The organism is Vibrio sp. 05-20-BW147 (genome assembly GCF_013369385.1).
Taxonomy (GTDB): Bacteria; Pseudomonadota; Gammaproteobacteria; order Enterobacterales; family Vibrionaceae; genus Vibrio; species Vibrio floridensis.
Map to the genome: position 1 here is coordinate 1 of NZ_SZTO01000042.1, position 2552 is coordinate 2552.

Annotated in this window: 4 protein-coding genes and 2 pseudogenes; all 6 read right to left on the minus strand. The window is 41.9% G+C overall.

Translation table 11 applies throughout. From position 1 onward, the window contains the following. Window positions 1-57 precede the first annotated feature (57 nt). Complete coding sequence (locus FC652_RS19405) at window positions 58-579, minus strand: GNAT family N-acetyltransferase (protein WP_065090406.1); 522 nt, start codon at window positions 577-579, stop codon at window positions 58-60. A 267-nt stretch (window positions 580-846) separates the two neighbouring features. Beyond that, window positions 847-1084, minus strand: a pseudogene (locus FC652_RS19410) (DUF3709 domain-containing protein). Continuing rightward, window positions 1078-1131, minus strand: a pseudogene (locus tag FC652_RS20875) (hypothetical protein); the annotation flags it as partial. The pseudogenes FC652_RS19410 and FC652_RS20875, both read right to left, overlap by 7 nt. Before the next feature lie 95 nt (window positions 1132-1226). After that, window positions 1227-1322 carry a DUF3265 domain-containing protein gene (locus tag FC652_RS20785; RefSeq protein ID WP_176299824.1) on the minus strand — a complete coding sequence of 32 codons (96 nt, stop codon included), beginning with the start codon at window positions 1320-1322 and terminating at the stop codon, window positions 1227-1229. Window positions 1323-1365: 43 nt separating this feature from the next. After that, complete coding sequence (locus FC652_RS19425) at window positions 1366-1680, minus strand: DUF4144 domain-containing protein (protein ID WP_065090403.1); 315 nt, start codon at window positions 1678-1680, stop codon at window positions 1366-1368. Between the two features lie 136 nt (window positions 1681-1816). Then, window positions 1817-2515, minus strand: coding sequence for a hypothetical protein (locus FC652_RS19435; protein ID WP_108694482.1), 699 nt, complete (start codon window positions 2513-2515; stop codon window positions 1817-1819). Window positions 2516-2552 lie beyond the last annotated feature (37 nt).

Below are 2552 nucleotides of genomic sequence, written 5' to 3' on the forward strand. Positions count from 1 at the left end.
ACCAAAAATGCCACGCGGCATGAATCCCTCTTTAACGCTTTGTTAGCCCTGTGCCGATTAGTACATATAACCTAACCAGTCCAAATGACCATTTGCCCACTCTTTGCCACTTACTGGTTTGATAAACAGATCATCAATATGCTCAACTGCCACACCATAGTTTGTGTGTTCATTAAGCCGTAACCAAGAATGGATTGTCTCGACTTTGCTATAACCATGCTTCAGATAGAAGCCATCTAGTTCAGAGATTAGCATAATGAAATCAACCCCTTTTCCCTCTGCAAACGACGACACTTCAGAAAGCATAAGTGACCCAATGCCTTTACCTCGATATTGTCGAGCAACACAGAAATCAATGACACCCAAGACTTTGTAAACTTCATCACCGACTTTCACGGCGCGATAATCTAACCCTAAATAGCCCACGAGCATGTCACCTTCATACTGTAAAGCACGCATATGAGGCAGTTGCTTATAGTAGGAGCGATTGGCTTGATGCTCAGGAAAAGACTGATTCCTCAAAGCCTCAATAGCTTTGTGTTGTGCTTCCGTTACATTAATTTCAAATACAATATCCATTGTTTTCCTTGAAAGGGCTAACGCCCGCCTAAGGGGCTGGCAACGCTACCGCACGGCTTAAATTTACAACCGTAACCACCACAGCTCATTGGGACTGGGAACGCCACGCGTTGACAGTCCCTCTTGAGGCGTTTGTTATGCTTAAGCTTCAACACGTTACCTTTGAATCAACTTAAGAATAACTCACCGAAATCATTGACCAAACCACAGTGCTGCTCAAATCGGAACTGGCTCAAAGTTTACTTATGAGCTGACCAATGCAGGGTTTCATTTTGCAAATGAGCCAGTGTGGAAACCCTCTCCGACAAACCCACTCACCACAACATTGGCACGACAACTCAATGAGGCAATAACGCTGAAACGTACAGCGATAAACACATTGCTGTTTCATTAGGCAGCGAAAGACAATGCTCAATTGCCGACTAACTTTCAGCCTGCAAGTAAAGGCACCAAACTGCTCAAAGCGACTTGAGAGAGCCAAACTCACCTCGTGCAGAATCAACATTCCAGTGAGGCAATCACTCCGAATTTACAGCGCCAGATACATTGCCGCTTCGTTAGGCAGCGAAAAACAATATTGAATTGCCGACAAAACCTGAACAAAATGCCAAAAGGATCGAAAACCACAAACACTTGATTTTAATGGATTAAGCATAACGCTGCGTTAAGGGGTGAGTGCCGCCTAAACCAGCTTTCCGCAGACCAATTTCACCACAGAAATCACTGCATACCAAAAATGCCACGCGGCACGAATCCCTCTTTAACGCTTTGTTATGTTTATTTAGCCTAAGATTTCAGACAGTTAAATGCTTCAGCGACTGTTTCAAACTGAATTTTTGTCAAACAGACTTCCGCTAAACAGAACTCATGACGTTGAATCAATCTAGATGCTTCCTCTGCTGAAATCTGGATTGAGTTTCCAATCAAGTGAACTACTGAGCCATCTGAAACAATTGAATAGACAAAACCTTCAGAATCAATGACTCGATCACTTGGACTAACGATCAAATCCACACACTCGCTATTCAAATCAGCATCAGAACCCAAATAAACAAGCTCATCGTCACCATCTAACTTCAGAATACAAGGCCAATTGACCATGAACTTCTCCGATAAACATAACGACGCGTTAAGGGGTGAGTGCCGCCTAAACCAGCTTTCCGCAAACCACTTTCACCACCACAAACCACTGCATACCAAAAATGCCACGCGGCACGAATCCCACTTGAACGCCTTGTTAGCCCAAGCGAGACTTTGCATTTGACTCAACATCTAAGTAGCTAAAGGCAACGAGAAAGCATCCCATTGTGTGTGCTAGTAACGTTACTAGTGACGCTATAACTAGAAAAACACTAGATTCAAATGCAGAAAATGGTGCTTTGAACATATAAACAACTAACTGAAAGCCTAATGATATTAAAATAAGCGATAGCACATTGGGTTTGCACTTCTTGAAGAGCAGTTTAAAGCTACTGGTTTCAGTTTTAATATAATGTGGGACTATGAGAACAGCCCAAAACACTAGAGCTTGAGCAAGGATTTCACAGACCAACTGTAAACTGCCCAAATCAGCCTCATTTGAAACCCCAATTACGTTCACTAAAACCGCTAACAAAACGAACCGCACAACAAAACTAGCAATCGCACAAATCACAAGCAAAACTAGCACCTTAAGATATAGTAATGACTCATGACCAAAGTTTGGGATTTTTCTTCCTAAAACCACAAAAATACAGTTAGTTAACAGCATTGAATAGGCAAAAAACTGTATAACATATGAAAGAAATCCTACTCCTGCTATTTGCTTTGATAAGGACAGACCAACAGCCCAGTTCAGTGAAAAAATAAGTAAAGGAATAGTTACCGCATTCAATGTTTCTTTAGCGTACAAAAAAGGAAACGCAATACTTGTAATTAGAATTTTTAAAATGTTCATCAATACATCCTATCGGGGCTAACGCCGCGTTAAGGGG

Bases quoted from the DNA above. Each gene is read 5' to 3' on its own strand.
- FC652_RS19405 (WP_065090406.1), bottom strand. From the start codon at position 579: ATGGATATTGTATTTGAAATTAATGTAACGGAAGCACAACACAAAGCT.
- FC652_RS19425 (WP_065090403.1), bottom strand. From the start codon at position 1,680: ATGGTCAATTGGCCTTGTATTCTGAAGTTAGATGGTGACGATGAGCTT.
- FC652_RS19435 (WP_108694482.1), bottom strand. From the start codon at position 2,515: ATGAACATTTTAAAAATTCTAATTACAAGTATTGCGTTTCCTTTTTTG.